The organism is Acinetobacter sp. yr461 (assembly GCF_900110445.1).
Lineage (GTDB): Bacteria > Pseudomonadota > Gammaproteobacteria > Pseudomonadales > Moraxellaceae > Acinetobacter > Acinetobacter calcoaceticus.
The window spans coordinates 100,852-125,920 of the sequence record NZ_FODU01000006.1 but is presented as its reverse complement, the minus strand read 5'-3'; the positions used below and the strand labels follow the sequence as shown (position 1 = coordinate 125,920).

Genomic DNA, 25,069 nt, shown 5'->3' with positions numbered 1-25,069 from the left:
ACTAAAACCCTTACTCATTACACCACTTTAAAACCCTAATTTCTTAAAGACAAAATAACCTACATGGCTTTCAAAGCTACCGTCATTTTGAATTTTGAAATACTTCTTAACGAGGTCAGATGAACCTTCCTGCAAATAACGTAAAGTTTTGATTTGATCTTCAGGGGTTTTCATACGCTTTACCCAACTATCAAAGTCTAACGAAAGCGTTTGTTTGTCTAAACCCACTAAGTCAAAGCCCGCATCTTCGATAAAATAGACCCATTCTTTCACACTATAGTTTCGTACATGACTTGGGTCTCGAATAGTCTCGATCGTCTGTAAAAACGTATCTAATATAGGCGAGCTAGAACTAATAATGTCTACAAAAATAACAATGCCGTCAGGCTTAAGAACACGGTTTACTTCTTTCATGGCACTCGGAACATGCTGCCAGTGATGAGCTGAATATCGGCTAATGACTACATCAAACTGATGATCACTAAAAGGCATATCTTCAGCAATGCCCTGCTGCACAAAGATATTTTTTAATTTGCGTTGGCTGGCAGCCTTAGACACTGTGTCTAACATTTCATGAGATAAATCGTAAGCAAAAACAAGGTCTGCATGCGGAGCAACATTATAAGAGACATGGCCACCACCACAGCCTAAATCAAGAACTACAGCCTTTTCAATTTTCTGAATTTCATTAATAAATTTATTAAATTCAATTCCTTCAGAATGAGCTTGGCTATTCAAATAGTCGAGAGACTTATTTTGATATTGTTTTTGATTTATATCATGCTGGGTGATCATAACCTTGCTTCCTTCTATGCAATGAAATCACCATAAAGGAAAAGTTAGATAAAAAATAATGATTAGTTTTTCTTCAATTGATAAATAAAAGTTATTATTTAATTTGTTTAATACACTAAGACGATTAATAAAAATAGATTTAAAAATTTATAAGAAATCCGCAAAGAGCACTGTTTAGTCACCCTTACTGAAACAGTGCTCTTTGCTCCATCACAACCCCTATCCAGAAAGGTTCAATGCATAGAAATAGTGTATGTACCTTTAGATCAAAATGTTTCCTGTATTTTTTGCTTTTTTTAAATGATGGCAGCATAAAAATAAAGTATATTTAATTTTATCAGAAGATTCTTCTTTGGTTTATATTTTGAACAGAACAGAATACACACTAGATCGTATAGATCGGAAAATTTTATCTGCCTTACGTGGCAATGGTCGTTTAACCGTTGCTCAATTAGCAGAAGAAGTAGGTCTTTCATCTTCACCATGCTGGACACGGCTAAAACGTCTGGAAACTTTAAAAATTATTGAAGGCTATACGGTAAACGTGAACCCAAAAGCGATTGGCATTCATGAAGTATTTTTTATTGAAATTACTTTAGAGCGCCATGATGATGAAATGTTAGAGAATTTCAGCGAAGCATTAGCAGATATACCCGAAGTTGTAGAAGCTCATCTGGTTACAGGTGACTATGATTATTTGGTCAAAGTAGCCGTAAAAGATGCGGAGCATTACGAACGTTTTTTACGAAAAAAACTCTATTCAATTAAAGGGATTCGGCACACACGCTCAACCTTTGCCCTGCGCCCTCTTAAGTCTGCCAATACAGCTGATTTAATGTTAATTGAATAAAAGATGTAGCGCCTATAGCACATCGACTTAAAATATTGATTCTAAAATCTTTATTAAGTTGAGCGATTTAGACAATAACAGATTTAGACTCTGTTATATTTTTTTTAAAAAATTCTGTATCTATGATTACAGCCTCCTCATCTCCATAATAAAATTAATCTGAATTGGAGGCATCGCCATGAACATTTTGAAGAAAAAAAATAAGGCCAGTTTTGTATTCTTTATTATTACTCTCTACTCTTTTATTGGGTTTGGCTTAGGTTTCATTATTTGGGAATACTTTTTAAAAGCCTAGTTTGCTAAAGATGAGTTAACCAATCTCAGAAATAATTTCTGAAGTAATTTCTTTGCTACGATGATATGCGGCTTTCATTGCCAAACGTATATCATCAGATACATTTCCTAAATCGAACATGCGTAAAGCAGATTCGGTAATTCCATTCGCCAAAGTGACCTTTCCACATAAATCTGCAGGTGGAACATTAGTTTTACGGATCATTTCAACTGCACCAGTAGCGGCTTGAAGTGCTAAATCTAAAGCAAACTGTTTGTCGAGGCCTAATGAAACGCCCGTCTTAATCATGCTATCTAAAATATAAAAAAAGTAAGCCGGCCCTGAACCCGATAATGCAATAATTGCATCAGTTTGTGTTTCCGAAGCTGCCCAGAAAGTCTGCCCCGTTGCAGAGTACAGCATTTCGATGACATCTTTATCGAGCTGGTCCATTTGCTCAGAAGCAATGAGTACGTGAGTACCCGTATGCGTAAGCACAGGAGGATTCGAAATTACGCGAACAACTTTTTTTGAGCCAGTAATCGTTGATAATTTTGCAATATCAATCCCAGCCATCATAGAAATAATAACTTTACGTGATAAATACTTTTTAAATGGTTCAAGCGTTTCTTTTAAGTTTTTTGGTTCCAATAATAAAATAACAATATCCGCTTTCTTTAAACTATTTTCCTTTTCCTTTTGCTTTAACATATTCTCATCGTTATTTTTTCTCTCTTCAATAAGATGGATCTTTTCTTTTTTGAATCCTTTTAAAACCAAGCCTCCTATTAATGCTAACGCCAAATTACTACTACCAACAAAACAAATATGAGGTTGTACTTCATTTAACATTTAAAATATTTTCCTTTCCTAGGGGTATTATAGTAATTAATATTATCTATAATTTAATTATAAGTATTGAGTTAATGAAAGGCTATCTTAATAAAGAACCCACTCCAATAAACTATATTAAAGTGGGTTTCGTTTTATTTGCGCAATAAATAAAACAACTTTAGCTTAAGCCTAATGTATAACTATTTATAGCAAATTCCACACAGGAATTGTTAAAGTCTGTAATTATCATTATAAAATTGTACACCATTTTAATGGCTTATAAAGAGTATGAAATTGTTAGGTTTTCTAAACAAAAAATGAAGGAATGAAAGCCCCTACTTTTCCATGAAACAATTGCTAATGCTTTTATCAGTCAAAAACATTCACACTCATATTTATTAATTAAAAAAGCAGCTAATTAGCTTCTTCTTTCTTCTTTAAAATTCTCTCAGCTTTGCTTATAGCTTGTGTTAAATCAACATCTTCACAAACCCAAAAAGTAAAAATTTTTCCAAATAAGTGGAAGTGCTGTTTAATATATTTAGAACTATGATCTGAATAATGCTCTTCAACCTTAAAGAAATCATTATTGTTTTCTATTTTTTGACCGTCAAAAATACCGCCGATACAAATATCCATTTTAATACCACACACCTAATTAGTTATTTTATAACATAAAATTTTAAAAACCTTTTATAAGAGTATTTTTATACTTCTTTTTTTAAATATAAGTTGAATGAAAACTTATAAAAAACCCACAAAATATAAAGTGGGCTTTTTTAACTCTAATAAAACGCTTTAGACTCAAATATATTTTATTTAAATAATATATTTAAATCAATTAAACGTTCTATTTATTTATGAGTTTTGAACAATCACAATATTTGAAGCTTGTGGGCCTTTTTTACCCTGCACTACAGTAAACTCAACACGTTGACCTTCCAAGAGAACTTTAAAACCAGGTGTTTGAATATCGGTAAAATGAGCAAAAATATCTTTACCTTCATCAGTCACAATAAAACCAAAACCTTTAGTTTCATTGAACCATTTTACTGTACCAGTAGTAGTAGACATATGTTATATCCTAAATCTTAAAATATTATAACTTATTATTGGGGAAACCAATTTAACTAAAAAATAGACGTCGAAATTTAAATATCTGCAAAAACCGAAGGATTATAAATAAAACTGCGCAAATAGAAATTTATGATGACAAGAATATTTTGTTAGTTATGCTCGATAATACACGCTTCAGAAGCATTTGCAATCGATATTCAAAATAATTAAAGCAAGAAAAATTCTATGCCTCTCGCCCTTCGTCTTTCATATTGATTTAATTAAGATTTCTTTCAATTAAAAGTCAAATTTTGTTTCATTTTAATCGAAAGATGTACATATGCTCTTTCCCCATAAGCCCATCAATAAAATTTCTTTTCACCCGCTGGGCGCGTCTTAAAACGTCGATGGAACCACATGTATTGTGTAGGTGCGATGCGAATTTGATTCTCAATAATTTTATTTACTCTTTCAGCATCACTAACTTCACATCCACTTGGAAAGTTCTCTAATTTGGGTTCAACGAGAACATGATATTGAGGATTTCTAATATTGCCAGTTCTGTAAAAGTATAAAGGCACTGCTGCTGCTTTTGAGATATCCATAAGCCTGCGGTGAGCTGTGACAGTAGCTGCTTGTACCCCGAAAAATGATGCCATTACACCTTGCTTTAAGCCAAAATCCTGATCTGGGCTATACCATATGGCATGGCCATGTTTAAGGTTTTGGATAAGTCCACGCATGTTGTCTCGAGCAATCTGGTTTTTATACACTCTTGCACGGCTACGATGAATCAGAAAATCTAAAAAGGGATTGTTTTGAGGTCGGTAAACCACGTCCATGTTAAAAAATAAGGTACAAGCGGCTCCGCCTGCATCTAAAAGAGTGCTATGAGTGCCTAGTAAAAGTACGCCGTGTTCCTGATTATTGGTTAAATTCTCTAGCCCATCTATATGAACACGGCTTTTAAACCAGTTTGGACTATACCAAGCATTTAAAGCCTCAAATACACCCGTTAAAGTATCAACAAAGACTTGCTTGGCTTTCACTTCAATTTGCATAGGTGTTTTTTCAGGAAAGCATGCTTCTAAATTACGTAGTGTTGTTTTTCTTCTTGAACCTAAAGATTTCCATGCTATTTTTGAAAGAAAATCGGCGAGACGCCATTGAATAGCCCAAGGTAACATCGCAAATAACATCAGAATAAAAGCTAAAACCCATAGACCCCAATATTTAAACGATAAAAAGGAAAATCGAAATTCGCCAGATTTAAACTGCCGTTCTTTTTTCGTCATACTGTATATTTCTTGAGGTATAGATTTAGCATACTAACACGCCTACTTGTCGGGGTTGTATGTTTATGTTGCAATAACTGCTATGCTTTTAAATACATTATCTATTTATATAAATGCATATTCTATTTCGAAACTTTTAAATTTTAATATTTAATTTATTTATTTTGAATATACATAACCCTCTGTATACATAAATTATTTTCTCATTTAAAGTAATCGCATAATTTTGCCTCAATTGATAAATAGGATATATCAGCGTGAGCGGTCTTTTAGTTTTTATAACAATTGCATTTCTTACCCTATTAAGCCCCGGCCCCGGTGTTTTATTTACTGTCACAAATTCAATCAACTATGGTGTTAGAACCGCTTTATTCGGTATTAGCGGCTTAATTATTGGTATGTTTGTAATTGCTGTAATTTCCGCCAGTGGTGTAGGTCTTATTATTACGAGTAACCCTACTATTTTTACGGCTTTAAAATTTATTGGTGCATTTTATTTAATGTATCTCGGATATAAAAACTTCAGTAAAAAAACTCCATCGCAAGATTTAATCCCTGATCAGGAAAGTGATAAAAATGTAAGTAAATCAAAACTATTTTATCAGGGCTTACTCGCATCTTTGCTTAACCCAAAAACAATCGTATTTTTTATTGCTCTCTTCCCTCAATTTATCGATATAAAGAAAGAAATTTTAAATCAGTTTTTAGTTCTATCTTTAACCTTTTGTTTGATTGGTTTTTTAATTCATTTGGTCTATGCAAATTTCTCTTCAATTTTTAAAGAAAAGATGCTGGCTGGAAATAATTTTTCGATACTCAATAAAATCAGTGGGGCTATTTTCTTTCTTCTTGCGATCTTACTCATCGCACAATAAATCATTACTTTAAGAATTATGCTTTAAAAGCCTTAACTCATATTTAGACTTTTAAAGCATTTCGATGATTCAGCATATTTTTATCTAATTACAATTTTTAAAACGATACCCTGTTTAAGATCCAACCATAAAAGAAGTCCTCATAATTTGGGTTCTTCTCTGTAATTTCGATATAGTGCTGCCCTTGCATAATATTTAAAACGCGTACCAATACCGTTTCTCCTTCTTTATGACGCCTGTTCAAATAACTTCTAAGAGCTTGAAAAGTGAGAGGCCCATATTGACCATCTAAAGCAAGATTTGGCCAGCCTTCTTTTCCCTGCTTATTCAGCAGATTTAAAGCACGTTGTAACAAGGGTTTTGCAAAATTGACGCCACAATTTACGCCCGTATCAAATAACTCTTCTGCAATAGCCGGGCTAATCTCATTGATCTGGTCAAATTGAGGTCCAAACCAATATTGTTTCTTATAAATAGATTTAGCCACAGTTAATGGTAAATCCTGCATATCACCTTGATAGCCTTGTGATCGAGCAACTGCTTCTGTAATGCCAAATTTAGTGGCATGTCCCGGGTCTGATGGATGGTTAACATATCCACCTTCTCTGTTTATGATTGCTTCTAAGTACTGTTCGATATTCATTTTATTTTACCCATATGATTGAAACTGTTTTTAGCTATTTTGCAGATCATCTTTCGCTTTTTTTAAGTCTTTCATGACTTCCACAATCGTTTTACCTTCTTGTTTATTGATGAAGTTAAATATCCATCTCACAATAGCCCAACCAGGCAAACCGCAAATGAAGAAGAATCCACATAGTGTGATCATTCCCCAAATATCCGATACCCATTCATGTAAATTCCATTTCATGATAATAAATGAGCCACCTGTTAAGCTTGAAACCACTGTACAGATCAGCCCAACAATCCATTCTTGCGGAGAGCGAGGGAAACGCATCATTAACACGACTGCGACAACTAAGCTGACTGCTAAAGCCACCATAATTGCGATGCTATAAAAATTTAAAAATGTGGCTAATCCACTTGTTGGAACTGTTTTCATAATCTTGTCCTGCTTTAAAGGGTAAAACTTGAAAATCCATCACAATGACCAGCTTGTTGTTTTTCAGGTTTTATAAATTCCCTTAGTTTTCTTTATTACAGTCAATAAAAAACACTAACGCTTAAAGCGGCGCTAAATTGCAAGACGAACTTACCCTTGACCCACTTAATTTCAGGGTCCAAGAAAGAATGTTTGTGTGCTAAAGCTGCTTAGTGTGCACTGTTTAAGGCTTGTTCAATCAACTCAATCACGGTGATTGCACCTATCGCTTTTTGCATCGAGACTTGATCGTCGAATTCGAACGCTTCATCTTCAAGCTCACTCGCAATTTGCTTTGCCTCTTCAAGTGCCCTTTTTATTTTTTGTACCTTTAATTTGTTTATATCTTTTGCAATTGTTGGGACATACCCTCCACGTTTTGCATTTTTAAGTTGTTTAGCTCTGTTCTGCATTGCTGTAGTCATTCACTATCTCCAACTCAACTTACTTGTTCAATAAGGCATCTTTATCGTTTGTTATTCTTGAAGTTTTTGACGCATTCTTTGAGCAATATAGCTAAGCTATGGCTACAAATGTATGTTCGAAACGTTTCAACTGGTACAACAAACATATAGAACCAAACAATATGCGTTTAAAGCATTAATTTAAAAATAGATATTTCCTTTTCTGAAATTGTAAAAAAGTATTAAAGCTCTTAAGTTTAAGCCTTTTTCGGACTTTAATTTTTTGACCAAAAAGTTCAAATAAGGCTTTGCCGTATATCGGAAACTTTTGTTACGACTCACAATCTTTGTTAAATTCTTCATGTTCTTGATACCCTTTATCGACGAACATTAAGCCTGATCCACGGAATCGGGCTTTTTTTTATTCCAATTTTTGTTTTGATAGCCTATCTGCACATCATAATTGAGCTATCTCCCTTTTATTTTGCCTCCTATAAAAACAAAATAAATTTAGCTTTCATCTCAATACTTTGATAAACCTATAAATAGATACTCAAACACTACTTAAACTTTATCTATTCATCTTAAGATATAACTGATATTATAACTATAGTTATTATTAGTCAATAACTATAGTTGTTTTACTAGATATAACTTTAGTTATATATTTGTTATAAGTTTGCTGGTGTGACCATTATGGCTCTTAAAGACCGTTTAAAAGACTCTAGGCTTAAAGCGAAAAAAACTCAGGCTGAAGTAGCAGAAGCAGTCAAGATGTCTCAGCCTGCCTATCAAGCCTTAGAGTCAGGTAAAAATTTGAAATCTGCGTTTCTGCCATTAATTGCCCAATTTTTAGGTGTAGATGGTTATTGGCTAACGACTGGAAATACCGAAGATTCTTTTAGAGAAAGTGACGTGTTTAGCCCTACCGTTGTGAGTGCTGAAACCACCGATCAATATGCCTGGATTGAAGTCGTAGAAGCTAGCTTTTCTTGTGGTACAGGTGAATCTATCGAGTTTCACTTCGATGCAATTAATGGAAAAATTCCTTTTCCAGCCTCATTTTTTAAAGAAAAACGGGTTGCTCAAGAGTGCATGCGTATTATTAAAGCTAAAGGCGATAGCATGACAGATTACATTAAAGATGGAGATTTAGTCGGCATTGATATCTCTCAGACTGAAGTCATTGATGGCGAGATTTATGCGGTTTACTTTGCAGGGGAAGGAATGATTAAGCAAATTTTTAAAGAAGCAGATGGTTCTTTAATTTTGCACAGTTTAAATGAAAAGTTTAGAGACCGACGTGTTACCGAAGAAAATGGAAAGAACTTTAAGGTCATGGGCCGTCAATTCTGGCGAGCAGGTTAATTGAGTTATAAATATAATTAAAAGAATAATTCTATCGATTTTATATACTTCTCTTTTTTATAACTTTAATTATTTATAAATCGTATAGATATAAAAAAACCTATCTCCATTAAAGGGATAGGTTTTTTAGCTTTAGCACTAAACATTTTATTAGCAATACGTACTTAAACGATAAAGCTGGTTAAATGCAGCATAAAAGCTTTTACCATCTTGGTTCAACTCGATTTCTTCACCAGTTTGAAGTTGAATTTTCTTACCAACTTCGACCCAACGATAACCATCTTGAGAGTTTTGCTTACGCACGTGAGGAACCACTCTCACATTAATTTCATTGCCATTTACGGCTGTGGCAATTTGCCACTCATTTACTATATTCACAATCATTCACTCATCACTGAGCTCATGTGATTTAACGGTATTTAATTAGAACGCTAGATTTAAGGTATGGACAGTCAGTCTAGAATTTAATATTTAGCTTGATATAGGGTTATTTATAAGCTAATGCTTTTCATAATTTTTGCATTATGAAAAGTGGTACATCACAGAGCATAATATTTTGGTTGCGGGGGTCGGATTTGAACCAACGACCTTCGGGTTATGAGCCCGACGAGCTACCAGACTGCTCCACCCCGCAATTGGAAGTAAGCTTTATACGCTCATATATTTCATAAAGCAAACTTTATTTTTTAATCTGTTGTAATTCATCAGTTTTATCTTTTTTAATTAATTTTATATTTTGAATTAACTAGTGATGAACAACCTAAATTTAAATTTAATCTTTTGAATTGTTGTATTTATTTTAAACAGAACCCTAAATTCACAGACAGCAATTGCCTTGGTTGGATGGCTTTTATACTATCTAAGTTGGTCCTTTAATGTTTAGTTCGTATGTCTGAACCTCAGTTTTCCCTTAGTGAATATCTCGGCACAGTTCAGGAAGTCATACGTTTGGCTTTTGATGAACCAGTTTGGGTAAAAGCAGAGATTCGAAATTTAAATATTAAAGGCGGTCACTACTATTTAGAGCTTGCAGAAAAAGATGCAGAGACTGATAAAGTCATTGCAAGTTGTAAGGCCACAATCTGGAAATTTTCGGCAAGTAAAATTGTTTTAAAGTTTGAACGTGAAACTGGTATTGAGATTTCAAGTGACTTAAATGTTCTCATAAAAATTCGCGCACGTTTCGATCCTCAATATGGATTTTCAGTCAATATTGAAGAGATTGACTCAAGTTTTACCTTAGGCGAAATTGCTAAACGTTATCTGCAAATTATTGAACGACTCACTCAAGAAGGTTTAATTCATAAGAATAAACTCCTCTCAACTCCTTTTGATATTCAAAATGTTTTAGTGATTGCGCCTCAAAATGCTGCGGGATTAGGTGACTTTAAAAAAGATGCCGATGCGCTAGAAAGAAATGGTGTTTGCCATTTTGTGTATCACACCGCTACTTTTCAAGGAAATACAGCCGCAACCAGCTTAATCGAGTCTTTAGGTACAGGTTTAAGGCAATGGGCCAGCACATTTACATTTCCGCCGGACTTGATTGTAATTATTCGTGGCGGTGGATCGGTGAATGATTTAGCGTATTTGAATGATTATGAACTTGCCGCTCTGCTCTGCAAACGCACCGTACCCATTTGGGTAGGCATTGGTCATGAAAAAGACCGTACCATTCTTGATGAAATTGCCCATCGTTCATTTGACACGCCAAGTAAAGTGATTGCTGGTATTCGTAACCATATTGTTGAACGCGTACAAGAAGCTGTAGATAGTCTACAAACCATTAAGCTCCTTTCTCAGCATCAAATCACAACCTATCAAAGCAAGAATGATCAACTGCTTCACCACATTAAATCTTCAGCACAAAGTCAACTTAACTCGGGGCATCATCTGCTTGAGCAGATGAAAGAACGCATTCAGTTTAGTTCACAGCAACAAGTTAAATTTTCATTAGCCCAAATCGAATCTTTAATGAAAGAAGTCCTTTTGCAAAACCCAAAACAGGTTCAAGCCAAAGGTTATGCGATTGTTAGATCAGAAGGAAAAGCAATTCGTTCTATACATCAAATTTCAAGCCCCGCCATTGCCATTGAAATGCAAGATGGTGTGATTGAAGCCAACATTACACAGGTAATTCCAAATGAAGAATAAAGAGTTAACGTTTAAGGATGGCCATGACATTTTGAAGAAAAATGCCGAATTACTTGAATCTCAAGAAAGCCCAGATATTGATAATTTAATGAAAATTGTTGAAGAATCGATTACGGCTTATAAAGCTTGTAAATCACGCATAGAAGCAGTTCAACAAGCTTTAGATGAAACATTTAAAGAATAAAAAAAGCCCATTCCTACTTCTCATTGAAGGAATGGGCTTAGTGAAAACCACTTAGTCCTGAAATGCAAAAGTGTGGATTAGGTCACACTTTTACAAAAAGCATGGTCCCATAACAATTCCTGATATTCAATATTTTAATTGTATTCAATGGTTAATTTTGCTCTTATTTTCACCAGATTCTAGCTAAAAACTTTCTTACTAAAATCGTAATGAAATACAAATGTGTTCTAGGTGTTATTTTCAAAAGTGAATCTAAAAATTATTCCTCGTTGAATGGCCCAATCAATTGATAAATTTTCCCGTCTTTAGGGTTTTCATAGAGTAAATCCATATTGGGTAAAATAATCTCATCATCAATTTCAATATGTTCAACGCTTTTATGAAGTTCAAGGGCGTGGTCGTTCATGGGTCTAACTTTCGCCAAAGCAATCGTTTCTTGGTTAAACTGGTCCTTAATAATTACTTTTAATCTTTTCATAAAAATCTCCTAAAAATTAAAATTTTTAATACTAATAATGGGTTAAATCTAAAATGAGCTAATCGCTGAATAGCCGATTGGCATAGCAAAAAAAGTTAAAATAAATGCAGCCGTACGTTGTAAATTACGTTGGTTTAACCAAGTTATCTTGTTTGAAATTAATACGGTTCCAAAAGCAATCCATAAAAATGCAATGGGTGTAATTAATGATAAAAAAATAGCAATATGAATAAAATATACGTTAAGCACTTCCCATGCTGCATGTGGAAAAATAGCAGAAGCAAAGAGTAAAGCTTTAGGATTCAAAAGTGTTGCGACAAATAAAGCCTTAGGCGTAATAAGTGGGTTGTCTAATTTGATGTCATTTGTTGATGTTACCCAAAGTTTAAATGCAAGGTAGAGAATGAAAGTTGCACTTATTAACTTTAATAAGGCAGGAAGCCAAGGGATTAAATGTGAAACTGACTCAAGCAAAACGCCCCATGAAGTAATTGCAATGAGATAACCCATCACTTCAGCAGGAATAAGTTTAAGAGACTGCTTCACCCCTGCCTGTATTCCAGCCGAGGCTAACAATGTATTTGTGGGGCCTGGAGTCAACAAAATGGTGACCACTAGTCCAATAAACAGAAATGACACCATAGGCAACGAACTCTTTAATTATGCTAGGCGAAATATGTCAAAAATGAGCATCTATTGTCGACAAAATGGTTGTAACAAGAAATATTAAAATTAAATTATCTAATTTTAAAACAAATAATTAACTCAAACCGACTGTAAATTCACTTACGATTTAAATAATTTCAGATATGCAAAATAGATCACAGAAATAGAGAATAATGAGCTATTATTACAAGCCTCTACGACATTAACTTGAGAATTTTTTACTCAAAAAAACCTGCTGTTTTTTTAATATTTTGAACTTATATAACTGAGTAAATAGCATCTTTTTGCCTCACTTGAAATTTTAAAATTGAACAATATATAAACAATTAGAAATCGTGATTTTACTGAATATGATGTCTGGCTCCCCATCAATTCATTGATCGTCGCTTTCATCAAATAAATCAAATGATGGAGGATGCATGATGAATGCTTATGTTCGCCCTCATCCAGATGGTTTTTAAATCTTACTTAGGTAAAAATCAGAAAACTGGCCTCTATGCTCTGCGGCTCGGTTGGACGGTTTATGAAACGAATGGCAATGGTTCTGTGCTGTACATTGTCAAGAATGAAGATAAGATTCCATTGGATGTAGACAAGTTTAAAACTGATCGTCCCAAAATCTATGCTGCGCTTTTAAGTGAGGTGCAGTTTCAACGTAAAAAACAGTTAGCTATTGATCTGCAACAATCCAATATTCCTTCTTATGACCGCCAAGCCTACAAAAAGCGTCGTGGGTTTGTAGGGTCTTCATAAACTCTTTCATTCAACCCGATGTTAGATTTAAATATAGAAAAAGCACCCTCGGGTGCTTTTTCTTTTAACGACCAGTTGTAATTAATACGAACATACTCAGTATTAATGTGCTTAATGATCGTTTGCAATGGATGTGGACTTCATGCTCAGCTCCGTGAGCGTATTGATTAACGTTTTCCATTTCGTGTCCTTCAAAGTTCACATTCCTAATTTGCCTAATATTCACACAATAAGAAATTAGCCAAAAGTATTATATGCAATTAAATTTAACACAATCCTTAAATTTTATTAACACCTCTTATCATCAAGAAATAAGCGCTTTTAAGCTAAAACTGGATGTAACATTCTACTACGAGGTTAATTATGTAGTGTGTATTTGTACCCCTTTCATCTCAAATGCCAATTGTTTAAAAAATGATCTATAAAATAGAAAAACATAACAATATTCCATTTTTTAATAAAAACTTTTGGAATAGGAGAATTCGTATGCAAACCAATCAAGAAGCAAATAATTCATTATTTTGCCAAGCCTCTACCTCAATTCAAGCCTGTGTAGAATGTATGATTGCTTGTAAGACCTGTGCAGCTGCCTGTTTGCAAGAAGAACATATGATGCGTGAGTGTATTAAGCACTGTCTGACTTGTGTAGAAACCTGTCAATTATGTACTTCTTTGGAATTAAGGCATTCTGAGTTAGCTGAACAAGCGATGCCATTATGTGCCCATGCATGTCAACTTTGTGCAGCAGAATGCAGCAAACATGAACATGAGCACTGCCAAATTTGTGCTAAAGCTTGTTTACGTTGTGCTCAAGCGTGTCAAGCCTATCGTGCATAGTCTCGTAACGCATAGGAAGTTTGTATAGCTGATTTATATTCAGGCCATATATGGTAGAAAAATTTATAAAAAACTTAATGTATTAAGATATTAAAAACTAATAATTTATCTTTTTTATTTAACTGAGGTTAAGAATAACTTTTCTTTAGGCATAAAAAAAACCCGCATCTTGGGGAAGAATGCAGGCTCTTAGATCTCCCACAACGACCATGAGTCCATTATTACACTTGAACTTTAAACCGTTGACTAAATGTACCTATAAATAAATTAAATTGCAATACAGAATAGTCTGTATGTTTAAAATATTTTATTATTTCTTCAGAGTTTTATTTGCTTAAGAAGCAACAGACAAAAGTAGCGCGACAAAAAATCATTATTTATGAAGTGACAACCTAATAAGTAGCTTTTTTACAGGCATTAAAAAAGCCCGTTTCACGGGCTTTTCTGCAACGGTGAGCAATCTAAGATTTGTGTCTATCCATCTCTTACATGCTCTTTGCTAGCTATATGTAAGGTCTTATCGTATCTTTTGTCCTGTCCCAAGTTTCCCTGTGGATCGAGGAGATATTACGATTACCTTAAGTACATATATAGCACATTTTTTGTTCATGGCTAGTCTTGTTCACGTTTTTTTACAAACAAGCCCTAGCCGATTAAATGACTATTTTTGGACGCCATCTGTTGCTTGTAAGTATTGTTGAGCATGATCACCAATGGTATGCCAAGAAGCCTTTGAAGCGACATAGGCATGAGAGCTAACTTGGGTAGATATTTCTTCATTAATGAGCCCCACCCTTAAACGCACCACGTCGGGTTTATCTAAACGTTCACTCCAGACAGGTGAACCACAAGTTTTACAGAACACTCTCTTTTTATTGGCAGACGCAAAATAAGCCTGTAACAGGTTTTCTCCCTGCACAATATTCAAATCACTTTTTTGTACTTGCGTAATGGCAGCAAAAGCAGCGCCTTGTGCTTTTTGGCATTGATTACAATGACAAACCATGATGGGTTCTAATTCACCATTAATACTGAGTTGAATACCATTACAAAGACAAGAAGCTGTATAAGCCATGATTTTTCCTTTTTATTTTGATGAGTTTTAGCTTACACCCACACCTTTTTCAATGTGATCTAAAATGGCACAAGAAGCTTGTTGGTTACCACAGCAATCATCGGCTGATGCCTGCAAAATATTAACCATTTCTTGTAAATGTGCAATTTTTTGGTTGAGTTCAGCAATATGTTTTACGGTTAAGGCTTTCACCTCTGCACTATGCCGATCAGTATTTTTCCAAAGCGAAATCAGTTCTTTCATTTGTTCGGATGAAAAACCTAACTCTCTGGCATGTTTTAAGAAGTTTAAAGTCTTTAGGTCAGTTTCTGAGTAAATACGATAGCCCGAAGCTGAGCGCTGAGCGGCTTCAAGTAAACCGATTTCTTCATAGTAACGAATCATTTTCGCTGAGATACCAGACTGTTTAGATGCCTGACCGATATTCATCTCACACCTCAAATATTAAATTTGGTTTAAGACCTGAGTTTCTGATCTTAAACCAAAATATGATTTTCAGCACGCTTACTGTACTGGCGCATGAAAACGTTTTAAGCGTAATGCATTTCCTAAAACAAAGACTGAAGAAAGTGCCATCGCTCCTGCTGCAAACATAGCTGAAAGTAACACACCAAATGCTGGATATAACGCACCTGCCGCAATTGGAATAAGTGCAACGTTATATACAAATGCCCAAAACAAGTTTTGGCGTATGTTTCGCATGGTGGCTTTACTTAACGCAATTGCGTTCGGTACGCCTTTTAAACTACCCGACATCAACACAACATCGGCAGCTTCAATAGCGACATCTGTTCCGGTACCAATCGCTAAGCCGACATCTGCTTGCGCCAAAGCAGGTGCATCATTAATGCCATCACCGACAAAGGCCAAACGACCATATTGTTTTTGCAGTTGGCGAACGGTGTCCACTTTGCCTTCAGGTAAAACCTCTGCCACAACTTCATCAATGTTCAGCTTTTTGGCAATCGCCTGCGCAGTATGTCGGTTGTCCCCTGTGATCATGGCAACTTTTAGACCTAATTGATGTAAAGCCTCAATGGCAGCATAGGTTGTTTCTTTAATTGGGTCCGCAACGGCAATAATTGCAGCTAGTTGCTGGTCGATAGCAACATAAAGTGGTGTTTTCCCCTCTTCACCCAATTGTGAAGAAATCGCTTGGAATGAGCTGGTGTCTAAACCAAGTTGGTGCATATAACGATCTGCACCAATTTGTACTTTTTGGCCCGCTACTTCAGCTTCAATACCTGAACCTGTAATCGAGTTAAATGCTGTTACTGGTAATAAAGTTAGCCCCTCGCTCTCAGCGGCTTGAACAATGGCGAGTGCAATTGGGTGCTCAGATTTGGCTTCAACCGAGGCAACTAAAGTAAGGACTTGCTCACGTTCAAAACCTTGTTGCACATTAAAGTCTGTCAGCGTGGGTTTGCCTTCAGTGAGCGTTCCAGTTTTATCAACAGCAACCACCTGCGCTTCTTGTAAAAGCTGCAAAGCTTCGCCTTTACGGAACAAGACACCGAGCTCAGCACCACGTCCAGTACCGACCATAATAGAAGTTGGTGTTGCAAGTCCCATCGCACAAGGGCAAGCAATAATCAGTACTGCAACGGCATTGACTAAACCAAAAGTCAGCGCAGGCTCTGGCCCAAAAATAAACCAGACCAAGAAAGTCACTGCAGCAATGAGCATCACCGCTGGCACAAACCACATGGTGACTTTATCGACTAAACCCTGAATTGGAAGTTTAGAACCTTGGGCTTGCTCAACCATGCGAATAATTTGTGAAAGCACAGACGAAGCACCAACCGCGGTTGCCCGAATGTTTAGAGTACCATTCTGATTGACTGTACCTCCAACCACTTGCTGCCCTACGATTTTTTCAACTGGAACAGGCTCACCCGTAATCATAGATTCATCAATGTAGCTGTGCCCTTCAACCACTTCACCATCGACAGGGACACGCTCACCCGGACGAATTTCTACAATGCTTCCACTGACCACTTCGGCAACAGCAACTTCAACCACTTGACCATCACGCTGAATACGAGCAGTTTTAGGTTGCATGCCAACCAAATGTTGAATGGCTTGTGAAGTACGTCCTTTGGCTTTGGCTTCGAAATATCGTCCAAGCAAAATTAAAGTGACAATAACGGCAGCCGCTTCAAAGTAAACATTGACCGTGCCTTGTGGTAACACATGCGGCATAAAGGTTGCTACAACAGAAAAACTATAGGCGGCCAAGGTTCCAACAGCCACCAACGAGTTCATATCTGGTGCCAAACGCCATAAGGCTGGAATACCTTTTTGGTAAAAACGGCGACCGGGAAAAACGAGCACTAATGTGGTCAAAACGAACTGTAAAAGCCAGCTATTGTATTGACCAATGGTGTGCATGACCCACATGTGAAAAGCTGGAATCAGATGTGAACCCATTTCCAGAATAAACACTGGTAAGGCCAAAACAATCGAAATGGTCAAATCTTTTTTAAGCTGATCTAACTCTGAAGCTTTTTTATCGAGCTGCTCATTTTGATTTTTATCAGAGGCTTTTGCGTCGTAACCCGCTTTTTTAACAGCGCGAATCAGATCTTCAACATTGACTGATGGATCTGCCTGAACCCAAGCCTGCTCTGTGGCTAAGTTAACTGTCGCATCTTGAACGCCGTCTACTTTCTTCAGCGCTTTTTCAACACGTGCAACACAAGATGCACAGGTCATACCCTCAATAGACAATTCCACTGGTGCCGCTTTTGGAACATCATAACCTGCCCGTTCAACCGCTTTGACGAGTGCTTCGCGCTGAATTGGTTGGTTTGAATAAACAACAGCTTTTTCTGTTGCCAAATTAACGTTGGCAATTTCTATATTTTCAACTTTCTTAAGCGCCTTTTCGACACGTCCGACACAAGAGGCACAAGTCATACCTTCGATTGGTAGTGTTTCACTATATGCTGACAATTTTGTGTTTTTTGAGTCCATCAAACACCTCTGCAAATCTGCAAAATTTTATCAATTACCTTGAGCATACAGATTCCCATCATGGGAAGGTCAAGCATATTTTTTAAAAAAATTGGTCTTGACCTTACAATCATGACAAGGTTTAGACTTAGGGTTATCCAAACAAATATCTCATTCTTGATGGAGTATGAACATGAAACTACTTATTGAAAATATGACGTGTGGTGGCTGTGCTCGTGGTGTGACAGCAACTATTCAAGATGTCGACCCAAATGCAAAAGTAGATGTAGACTTAGCGACAAAAATCGTAACTGTAGAAACCAGTGAAAGTATCGACAAAATTACCGAAGCGCTGGACGAAGATGGTTTCCCAGCTCAAGTCCAGTAAGAAGTTAGATAACGCATAGCTTCAAACTTTGAGGCTATGCGTTCGTCTTATTTAAAAATCGATACCATTTGAATCATCTATTGGATTCTGATCGAGTGTAAAAACAGTCCGTTGATAAGGTATCCCTTCTAAATCGTAGACCTGATAAATACAATCAAATAAAAGTTGTAAGTCCTCACTTCTGTCCATTGCGCGTGCAGTAATAAAAATCGGACTGACTGCGCCGTTATCTAAAATCGGAATGTAATTTAAATGGGGAAAGCGAATGGTATCGGCACTGGCAGGAATAATACATAAGCCTTCTCCCGCTGCGACTAAGCCTAAAGCCAATTGAATTTCCCGTATCTCATGCATATTTTTTGGAACCAAACTATGCTCGGCAAAAATATTCAAAAGCTGGGTCGAAAAATTAGGTTTTGGTGAAGTGGGATACATAAACATTTTTTCATCAATTAGATCGGCCAGATATACCCCTTCCGTACGCTGAGCAATGGGATGACTCGTATGAGCAGCAACCACCAATCGCTCTTTACGCAACAAAATACGTCTCACGGCAGGGTCACTAATTCTTAAGCGCCCAAACCCGACATCAATCCGACCTTCTTTTAATGCCTGTAGTTGCTCAGTCGTACTTAACTCCATCAGTTGAATATTCAAATGAGGCTGCTGTTGACGAAATAAATAGATGATTCGCGGCAGTAAACCATAGAGTAAAGACCCGACAAAACCAATCGTCACACTTCTTTCGATCAGACCAATACGTTTGGTCATACTTTTTATTTCTTCAGCATTCGACAAAAGTTTAAGGGCGTGCTGATAAAAGAAATGTCCTGCTGGGGTTGTCTGTAAAGGACGGCTTCCACGCTCAAACAGTTGAATTCCAAGCTCACTTTCCAGATTTTGGATCTGCCGGCTCAAAGGTGGTTGAGCTATAAATAGTTTTTCGGCTGCCTTTGTGAAGCTCTGCTCTTCAACAACAGCCACAAAATACCGTAAATGTCTTAGTTCCATAAGGCTTCCATACCTTTAAGATATAAAAAAATGCAAATTCAGTCTTAGACACAGTTTAACCATTCTTTTAAGGTATATACAAGCAACAAACCGATGAAGTGATGAATTGCTTTGTGAAAAGCCTTCTTGCCAATATTCAAGTAATTCATCTTCATCAATTCACGGTTAAACACCCAGCGCACTCATGCGCTTCATTGACAATATTAGGATATCAAGACCTTTTAGATCGTAGCTAAGGCCTTGGTGACTTCCACACTTTTGGAAAGTCGGAGAACGGACATGCCACGTATTCCTGTAATCAATACTAGCCATCTTGACCGTATTGATGAATTACTTGTAGATAATATCGATACAGGTGAATTTAAACTTCATCGCTCAGTGTTTACTGACGAAGCCCTATTTGACCTTGAAATGAAATATATCTTCGAAGGCAATTGGGTTTACTTAGCACACGAAAGCCAAATTCCCAATAATAATGACTACTACACCACTCACATTGGTCGTCAGCCAGTCATTATTGCCCGCAACCGTAACGGCGAATTGAATGCCATGATCAATGCGTGTTCACACCGCGGAGCACAACTTTGCCGTCACAAGCGTGGTAACAAAGCAACATATACTTGCCCTTTCCATGGTTGGACTTTTAACAACTCAGGCAAACTTCTAAAAGTTAAAGATCCAAGTGAAGCAGGCTACTCTGACTGTTTTAACCAAGACGGCTCACATGACCTTAAAAAAGTTGATCGTTTTGAGAACTACAAAGGCTTCTTGTTTGGCAGCTTAAATCCAGATGTTCCTTCACTTGAAGAGTTCTTGGGTGAAACCACCAAAATCATCGACATGATTGTTGACCAGTCTGAACATGGTCTGGAAGTTTTACGTGGTTCATCGACCTACACTTACGAAGGTAACTGGAAACTCACCGCTGAAAATGGTGCCGATGGTTACCACGTTTCTGCTGTTCACTGGAACTATGCAGCAACCACTCAACACCGTAAAGAAACTCAAGCTGCCGATAACATCCGCGCGATGAGTGCAGGTTCTTGGGGTAAACAAGGCGGTGGCTCGTATGGCTTTGAAAATGGTCACATGTTGCTTTGGACACAATGGGCAAACCCAGAAGACCGTCCAAACTTCCCGAAAGCAGACGAATACACCGAAAAATACGGTGAAGCGATGTCGAAATGGATGATTGAGCGTTCGCGGAACCTTTGTCTCTATCCAAACGTTTATTTGATGGATCAGTTCGGTTCGCAAATTCGTGTCCTTCGTCCACTTTCTGTCAATAGAACCGAAGTCACCATTTACTGTATCGCGCCTAAAGGCGAAGCACCTGAAGCTCGTGCACGTCGTATCCGTCAATATGAAGATTTCTTTAATGCTTCAGGCATGGCAACACCAGACGATTTAGAAGAATTCCGTGCTTGTCAGGCAGGTTATGCAGGTATTGCACTTGAATGGAACGACATGTGCCGTGGTTCTAAACACTGGATTTATGGACCAGATGATGCAGCAAACGAAATTGGTTTAAAACCAATGTTAAGTGGTATCAAAACTGAAGATGAAGGACTTTATCTTGCCCAACATCAATATTGGTTACAAACCATGAAACATGCGATTGCATCAGAGAAAGAAATTGCTGATCAGGGAGAAACAGCATGAGTGCTCAAGACAAAGCAACTTTAGAAAATATTGCTCAGTTTCTCTATCGTGAAGCTCGTTTTTTAGATAATGAACAATGGGACGATTGGATTGCATGCTACGCACCGGAAGCTTCTTTCTGGATGCCAGCTTGGGATGATGACGATAGATTAACTGAAGATCCGCAATCTGAAATTTCACTTATTTATTATCCAGACCGTCAAGGTTTAGAAGATCGTGTGTTCCGTATTAAAACTGAGCGCTCATCTGCAACCATGCCGGACACGCGCACAAGCCACAATATTGCCAACGTTGAAGTTGTAGAGCGCGACGGAGACAAAGTTACTGTTCGCTTTAACTGGAATACCTTGAGTTTCCGTTACAAGACAAATTACAGCTATTTCGGTATGTCACGTTATGTGATCGATTTTTCAGGTGATCAACCAAAAATCTTGAGCAAGTACGTCGTTTTGAAAAATGACTACATCAATCAAGTTATTGATATCTACCACCTTTAAGACATACCCCCTCAGTTAAACGGACTGTTGGCTGAGGGTAAAAGTTTCAAATATTTTGTAGGATACATGCCATGTCAAACCACAATGTTGCACTTCAATTTGAAGATGGTGTTACACGTTTCATTAACGTAGCTCAAGGCGAAACCCTATCTGACGCAGCCTATCGCCAAAAAATTAATATTCCTTTAGATTGCCGTGATGGTGCATGTGGAACTTGCCGCGCATTTTGCGAGTCAGGTCATTATGACATGCCAGAAGAAACCTATATTGAAGATGCATTAACACCCGAAGAAGCAGAGCAAGGTTATATTCTTGCTTGCCAATGCCGCCCAACTTCAGACGCCGTATTCCAGATTCAAGCCTCGTCAGATGTCTGCAAAACAGAAATTCATAGCTTCAAAGGCACATTAGCCCGCGTTGAAAATCTATCAGACTCAACCATCACATTTGATATTCAACTTGATGAAGGCCAACCGGATATTCATTTCCTTGCAGGTCAGTATGTGAATGTTGCAATTCCAGAAACTGGCGAAACACGTTCATATTCATTTAGCTCAAAACCGGGTAACCGTTTAACTGGCTTTGTGGTACGTAACGTACCAAATGGCAAAATGAGTGAATTCCTGAGTAAGAATGCTCAAGCTGGCGACAAAATGACATTTACTGGTCCATTCGGTAGCTTCTATTTACGTAATGTAGCGCGTCCAGTGCTGATGCTCGCAGGCGGTACTGGCATTGCCCCATTTATGTCAATGCTACAAGTGCTTGAAGAAAAAGGTTCAGAACAGCCTGTTCGTTTAGTCTTTGGTGTAACCAATGACTTTGACTTGGTTGCTCTAGAAAAACTCAATGAGTTGCAGGCGAAATTCCCATGGTTTGAATATCGTACTGTAGTTGCAAGCCCTGAAAGTAACCATGAACGCAAAGGCTATGTCACTGGTCATATTGAAAGTGAATGGTTAAACGGTGGCGATGTCGATGTTTATCTATGTGGTCCAGTGCCAATGGTAGAAGCTGTGCGTGGCTGGTTAGAAACTGAAAATATCAAACCTGCTAATTTCTTGTTTGAAAAATTCTCTGCAAACTAATTCAAGGTGGAGAAGTTATCTATGTCAAACCGTCAAAGATTTACCGATAAAGTTGTGATTGTTACGGGTAGTGCCCAAGGTATTGGTCGTGGCGTGGCCCAGCAAGTCGCAACTGAAGGCGGACAAGTCGTCATGGCTGACCGCTCTGAATATGTTGAAGAAGTTCTCAAAGAAATTCAGAATACAGGTGGTGATGCTGTCACGATTAATGCTGACCTTGAAACCTATGCAGGCGCGCAAGCGGTAGTTGCAAAAGCTATTGAACACTATGGTCGGGTAGATATCCTGATTAATAATGTAGGTGGCGCGATCTGGATGAAACCTTTTGAAGAGTTTTCCGAAGAAGAGATCATTAAGGAAGTGAATCGCTCATTGTTTCCAGCTTTATGGTGCTGCCGCGCTGTGTTGCCCGCCATGATTAAGCAACAATCGGGTGTTATTGTAAATGTATCTTCAATTGCAACCCGTGGTATTAACCGTATTCCCTACTCGGCATCTAAAGGTGGTGTAAATGCTTTAACAGCATCTCTTGCTTTTGAACATGCTAAAGACGGGATCCGAGTCAATGCCGTTGCGACGGGTGGAACCGAAGCACCGCCTCGCAAAGTACCGCGTAACGCCAACCCATTAAGTCAAAATGAAAAAGACTGGATGCAGCAAGTGGTTGATCAAACAATAGATCGAACATTTATGGGCCGTTATGGCACAATTCAAGAACAAGTAAATGCAATTTTATTTCTTGCATCAGACGAAGCATCGTATATGACCGGATCAATTATTTCGGTCGGAGGTGGAGATCAGGGTTAACCCTGATCTTTTTATATGATTGGGTAAATAACATGATTTGCATGGAGGCAATCACACATGGCAACCCTGTTAAAGACATTAAAAAATGACTGGTCCATATCAGCAACAGTTGCTGGCTTTCTTGCGGTTTTAATTTCTTACTCAGGCCCACTGATTATTTTCTTTCAAGCTGCTCAGCGTGCCCATGTATCAACTGAGATGATGGTTTCATGGATTTGGGGAATTTCAATTGGAGCCGCCGTTTCAGGCATTTATCTTTCAATTAAGTATAAAACTCCTGTCATTACCGCATGGTCTGCACCGGGTACTGCCCTGTTAGTGACTCTATTTCCCAATATCTCATTGAATGAAGCGGTAGCTGCTTATATTACTTCTGCCGTTGTTATTTTTTTAATTGGCGTTACAGGTTACTTCGACAAATTACTAAAATGGATTCCGCAAGACGTCGCTGCTGGCATGATGGCTGGTATTCTTTTTCAGTTTGGTATTGGCCTATTTACCGCATCTGATAGCATGCCCTTTATTGTTTTTAGCATGCTCATTGTCTTTTTAATTGCTAAACGTTTAATGCCGCGCTACACCATGATTTGGGTATTAGCTGCCGGAGTTTTATTAAGCCTCATTTTAGGAAAAATGAATCCGGTTGATGTGAGTTTTAGTTTAGCGATTCCGCAGTGGATTAGCCCAGAATGGACATGGAACTCAACACTGAACCTCGCTGTTCCTCTCATTTTAGTCAGTCTAACCGGTCAATTTTTACCGGGTATGGCGATTATGAAACTCAGCGGTTACGACACGCCAGCCAAACCGATTATTAGCGTTACCAGTATTGCCTCTTTAGCTGTTGCTTGCGTAGGTGGTATTACTATTGTGCTTGCATCAATTACCGCGGCCTTATGCATGGGCAAAGACGCTCATGAACTTAAAGAAAAACGCTATATCGCGGGCATCGCCAATGGAATTTTTTATATTTTAGGAGGCTTATTTGCTGGCAGTATTGTCATGCTATTTAGCTTGCTCCCTAAAGAATTGGTTGCAGCGCTCGCAGGTTTAGCTTTGCTTGGTGCAATTGCCACAAATATTTCTGTCGCCATGAGAAATGATAGTCAACGTGATGCTGCACTTATTACCTTTTTAGCAACAGCATCAGGCATGCATTTTCTTGGATTAAGCTCGGTTTTTTGGGGTATCTGTATTGGTGTAATCGCGCATTTCATTCTCACACCACGATCAACTTCAGCCACAAATTAAGTTTTTTATCTAAACACTCCAACCAAAATAAAGCCTTAAGCGCCAAATCAGGATGCAAATAATTTGCTAATCCTGATTTGGCGATTTTTATTTAATATCAATTAAATTTCATTTTCAAAGGTCAATTTCTAAAATAATTAAATAATAGTCTTTAATCTCCTGTCTTAATATTTTCATTCCAATTCATAATATAAATTTAGCTCTATTTTTATCAGTGATTCTTAGCAAGAAAATCAAGAATAAAACACCAATAAAAACATTGAAATTCTCACCATATAATATTTACCACCATTTAATATAGATGATAAAACTCACTTCAACATTCAAAATAAATTAATATTTTTCAAATAATTAAATTAATAAAAACACAATACCTTAAAGACATAAAGATATATCAATTAGGTTTTTGA

General features: G+C 37.2%; 28 protein-coding genes, 1 tRNA gene and 2 pseudogenes. 14 read left to right on the top strand and 17 right to left on the bottom strand.

Annotation, left to right across the window (positions count from 1 at the left end; genetic code table 11):
* Positions 1 to 27 precede the first annotated feature (27 nt).
* Complete coding sequence (locus tag BMW38_RS11195) at positions 28 to 795, bottom strand: class I SAM-dependent methyltransferase (RefSeq protein ID WP_004642069.1); 768 nt, start codon at positions 793 to 795, stop codon at positions 28 to 30.
* Positions 796 to 1,159: 364 nt separating this feature from the next.
* Between BMW38_RS11195 and BMW38_RS11190 the strand changes: the two genes are divergently transcribed.
* Both BMW38_RS11190 and BMW38_RS11185 read left to right on the top strand, forming a co-directional pair.
* A complete protein-coding gene (locus BMW38_RS11190; protein WP_034677787.1) occupies positions 1,160 to 1,645 on the top strand; it encodes an Lrp/AsnC family transcriptional regulator in 486 nt (161 codons plus the stop codon).
* A gap of 178 nt (positions 1,646 to 1,823) precedes the next feature.
* Positions 1,824 to 1,940, top strand: a complete 117-nt coding sequence (locus BMW38_RS11185; protein ID WP_004793556.1) for a hypothetical protein — start codon at positions 1,824 to 1,826, stop codon at positions 1,938 to 1,940.
* A gap of 15 nt (positions 1,941 to 1,955) precedes the next feature.
* Here BMW38_RS11185 and BMW38_RS11180 read toward each other — a convergent pair whose 3' ends face one another.
* The 4 genes from BMW38_RS11180 to BMW38_RS11165 all read right to left on the bottom strand — a co-directional run bounded on the left by BMW38_RS11180 (position 1,956) and on the right by BMW38_RS11165 (position 5,104).
* The gene (locus tag BMW38_RS11180) at positions 1,956 to 2,771 is read right to left on the bottom strand and encodes a pyrroline-5-carboxylate reductase family protein (protein WP_092707954.1); all 816 of its coding nucleotides are present in this window, start codon (positions 2,769 to 2,771) and stop codon (positions 1,956 to 1,958) included.
* Between the two features lie 396 nt (positions 2,772 to 3,167).
* The gene (locus BMW38_RS11175; protein WP_092707951.1) at positions 3,168 to 3,392 is read right to left on the bottom strand and encodes a hypothetical protein; all 225 of its coding nucleotides are present in this window, start codon (positions 3,390 to 3,392) and stop codon (positions 3,168 to 3,170) included.
* 219 nt (positions 3,393 to 3,611) lie between these two features.
* On the bottom strand, positions 3,612 to 3,827 hold the full coding sequence (locus tag BMW38_RS11170; protein ID WP_003652601.1) for a cold-shock protein: 216 nt from the start codon (positions 3,825 to 3,827) through the stop codon (positions 3,612 to 3,614).
* A 344-nt stretch (positions 3,828 to 4,171) separates the two neighbouring features.
* Positions 4,172 to 5,104 (bottom strand): LpxL/LpxP family acyltransferase, encoded by a 933-nt coding sequence (locus BMW38_RS11165; RefSeq protein ID WP_092707948.1) that lies wholly within the window; start codon positions 5,102 to 5,104, stop codon positions 4,172 to 4,174.
* 257 nt (positions 5,105 to 5,361) lie between these two features.
* Here BMW38_RS11165 and BMW38_RS11160 point away from each other — a divergent pair, with 257 nt between their 5' ends.
* On the top strand, positions 5,362 to 5,979 hold the full coding sequence (locus tag BMW38_RS11160) for a LysE family translocator (protein WP_092707945.1): 618 nt from the start codon (positions 5,362 to 5,364) through the stop codon (positions 5,977 to 5,979).
* 97 nt (positions 5,980 to 6,076) lie between these two features.
* On the opposite strand, the gene BMW38_RS11155 is transcribed toward BMW38_RS11160, so the two are convergent.
* From BMW38_RS11155 to BMW38_RS11145, 3 genes are all read right to left on the bottom strand, one after another.
* Complete coding sequence (locus BMW38_RS11155) at positions 6,077 to 6,622, bottom strand: glycoside hydrolase family 108 protein (RefSeq protein WP_092707942.1); 546 nt, start codon at positions 6,620 to 6,622, stop codon at positions 6,077 to 6,079.
* A 30-nt stretch (positions 6,623 to 6,652) separates the two neighbouring features.
* Positions 6,653 to 7,042, bottom strand: coding sequence for a hypothetical protein (locus tag BMW38_RS11150; protein WP_092707939.1), 390 nt, complete (start codon positions 7,040 to 7,042; stop codon positions 6,653 to 6,655).
* Positions 7,043 to 7,251: 209 nt separating this feature from the next.
* Complete coding sequence (locus BMW38_RS11145; RefSeq protein WP_017390244.1) at positions 7,252 to 7,506, bottom strand: hypothetical protein; 255 nt, start codon at positions 7,504 to 7,506, stop codon at positions 7,252 to 7,254.
* 675 nt (positions 7,507 to 8,181) lie between these two features.
* On the opposite strand from BMW38_RS11145, the gene BMW38_RS11140 reads away from it, so the two are divergent.
* Entirely contained in the window at positions 8,182 to 8,853 is a 672-nt protein-coding gene (locus BMW38_RS11140) for an XRE family transcriptional regulator (protein ID WP_092707936.1), read from the top strand.
* Between the two features lie 150 nt (positions 8,854 to 9,003).
* On the opposite strand, the gene BMW38_RS11135 is transcribed toward BMW38_RS11140, so the two are convergent.
* On the bottom strand, positions 9,004 to 9,237 hold the full coding sequence (locus BMW38_RS11135; protein WP_017389051.1) for a hypothetical protein: 234 nt from the start codon (positions 9,235 to 9,237) through the stop codon (positions 9,004 to 9,006).
* 173 nt (positions 9,238 to 9,410) lie between these two features.
* Positions 9,411 to 9,487, bottom strand: a tRNA-Met gene (locus BMW38_RS11130).
* A gap of 254 nt (positions 9,488 to 9,741) precedes the next feature.
* On the opposite strand from BMW38_RS11130, the gene xseA reads away from it, so the two are divergent.
* Both xseA and xseB read left to right on the top strand, forming a co-directional pair.
* Positions 9,742 to 11,007 (top strand): exodeoxyribonuclease VII large subunit, encoded by a 1,266-nt coding sequence (gene xseA / locus BMW38_RS11125; protein WP_092707933.1) that lies wholly within the window; start codon positions 9,742 to 9,744, stop codon positions 11,005 to 11,007.
* Positions 10,997 to 11,191 carry an exodeoxyribonuclease VII small subunit gene (gene xseB, locus BMW38_RS11120; RefSeq protein ID WP_003652614.1) on the top strand — a complete coding sequence of 65 codons (195 nt, stop codon included), beginning with the start codon at positions 10,997 to 10,999 and terminating at the stop codon, positions 11,189 to 11,191. The genes xseA and xseB overlap by 11 nt, the downstream gene beginning before the upstream one ends.
* Before the next feature lie 259 nt (positions 11,192 to 11,450).
* Here xseB and BMW38_RS11115 read toward each other — a convergent pair whose 3' ends face one another.
* Positions 11,451 to 11,669, bottom strand: a complete 219-nt coding sequence (locus BMW38_RS11115; protein ID WP_092707930.1) for a hypothetical protein — start codon at positions 11,667 to 11,669, stop codon at positions 11,451 to 11,453.
* A 48-nt stretch (positions 11,670 to 11,717) separates the two neighbouring features.
* Positions 11,718 to 12,311, bottom strand: a complete 594-nt coding sequence (locus BMW38_RS11110; RefSeq protein ID WP_213031146.1) for a LysE family translocator — start codon at positions 12,309 to 12,311, stop codon at positions 11,718 to 11,720.
* A 443-nt stretch (positions 12,312 to 12,754) separates the two neighbouring features.
* Between BMW38_RS11110 and BMW38_RS11105 the strand changes: the two are divergent.
* Positions 12,755 to 13,088 (top strand): annotated as a pseudogene (locus BMW38_RS11105) (hypothetical protein).
* A gap of 486 nt (positions 13,089 to 13,574) precedes the next feature.
* Positions 13,575 to 13,925, top strand: coding sequence for a four-helix bundle copper-binding protein (locus BMW38_RS11100; RefSeq protein WP_092707927.1), 351 nt, complete (start codon positions 13,575 to 13,577; stop codon positions 13,923 to 13,925).
* Between the two features lie 661 nt (positions 13,926 to 14,586).
* On the opposite strand, the gene BMW38_RS11095 is transcribed toward BMW38_RS11100, so the two are convergent.
* From BMW38_RS11095 to BMW38_RS11085, 3 genes are all read right to left on the bottom strand, one after another.
* Complete coding sequence (locus BMW38_RS11095) at positions 14,587 to 15,000, bottom strand: GFA family protein (RefSeq protein ID WP_092707924.1); 414 nt, start codon at positions 14,998 to 15,000, stop codon at positions 14,587 to 14,589.
* 27 nt (positions 15,001 to 15,027) lie between these two features.
* Complete coding sequence (cueR, locus tag BMW38_RS11090) at positions 15,028 to 15,429, bottom strand: Cu(I)-responsive transcriptional regulator (RefSeq protein ID WP_092707921.1); 402 nt, start codon at positions 15,427 to 15,429, stop codon at positions 15,028 to 15,030.
* A 75-nt stretch (positions 15,430 to 15,504) separates the two neighbouring features.
* Positions 15,505 to 17,976, bottom strand: a complete 2,472-nt coding sequence (locus BMW38_RS11085; protein WP_092707918.1) for a heavy metal translocating P-type ATPase — start codon at positions 17,974 to 17,976, stop codon at positions 15,505 to 15,507.
* Positions 17,977 to 18,142: 166 nt separating this feature from the next.
* Here BMW38_RS11085 and BMW38_RS11080 point away from each other — a divergent pair, with 166 nt between their 5' ends.
* Positions 18,143 to 18,343, top strand: coding sequence for a heavy-metal-associated domain-containing protein (locus BMW38_RS11080; protein WP_092707914.1), 201 nt, complete (start codon positions 18,143 to 18,145; stop codon positions 18,341 to 18,343).
* Positions 18,344 to 18,394: 51 nt separating this feature from the next.
* Here BMW38_RS11080 and BMW38_RS11075 read toward each other — a convergent pair whose 3' ends face one another.
* Together BMW38_RS11075 and BMW38_RS11070 are read right to left on the bottom strand one after the other, a co-directional pair.
* Entirely contained in the window at positions 18,395 to 19,354 is a 960-nt protein-coding gene (locus BMW38_RS11075; protein ID WP_003652630.1) for a LysR family transcriptional regulator, read from the bottom strand.
* Between the two features lie 44 nt (positions 19,355 to 19,398).
* Positions 19,399 to 19,527: a hypothetical protein gene (locus BMW38_RS11070; protein ID WP_092708158.1), complete on the bottom strand. Its 129-nt coding sequence runs from the start codon at positions 19,525 to 19,527 to the stop codon at positions 19,399 to 19,401.
* A 106-nt stretch (positions 19,528 to 19,633) separates the two neighbouring features.
* On the opposite strand from BMW38_RS11070, the gene benA reads away from it, so the two are divergent.
* The 5 genes and pseudogenes from benA to benE all read left to right on the top strand — a co-directional run bounded on the left by benA (position 19,634) and on the right by benE (position 24,659).
* Positions 19,634 to 21,016: a benzoate 1,2-dioxygenase large subunit gene (gene benA, locus BMW38_RS11065; protein ID WP_092707911.1), complete on the top strand. Its 1,383-nt coding sequence runs from the start codon at positions 19,634 to 19,636 to the stop codon at positions 21,014 to 21,016.
* Positions 21,013 to 21,532, top strand: a pseudogene (gene benB, locus BMW38_RS11060) (benzoate 1,2-dioxygenase small subunit). Before benA ends, benB begins: the two are co-directional and overlap by 4 nt.
* A gap of 52 nt (positions 21,533 to 21,584) precedes the next feature.
* On the top strand, positions 21,585 to 22,601 hold the full coding sequence (gene benC / locus BMW38_RS11055) for a benzoate 1,2-dioxygenase electron transfer component BenC (RefSeq protein ID WP_092707909.1): 1,017 nt from the start codon (positions 21,585 to 21,587) through the stop codon (positions 22,599 to 22,601).
* 21 nt (positions 22,602 to 22,622) lie between these two features.
* Positions 22,623 to 23,408, top strand: coding sequence for a 1,6-dihydroxycyclohexa-2,4-diene-1-carboxylate dehydrogenase (locus tag BMW38_RS11050; protein WP_092707907.1), 786 nt, complete (start codon positions 22,623 to 22,625; stop codon positions 23,406 to 23,408).
* A 57-nt stretch (positions 23,409 to 23,465) separates the two neighbouring features.
* The gene (benE, locus tag BMW38_RS11045; RefSeq protein ID WP_092707905.1) at positions 23,466 to 24,659 is read left to right on the top strand and encodes a benzoate/H(+) symporter BenE; all 1,194 of its coding nucleotides are present in this window, start codon (positions 23,466 to 23,468) and stop codon (positions 24,657 to 24,659) included.
* Positions 24,660 to 25,069 lie beyond the last annotated feature (410 nt).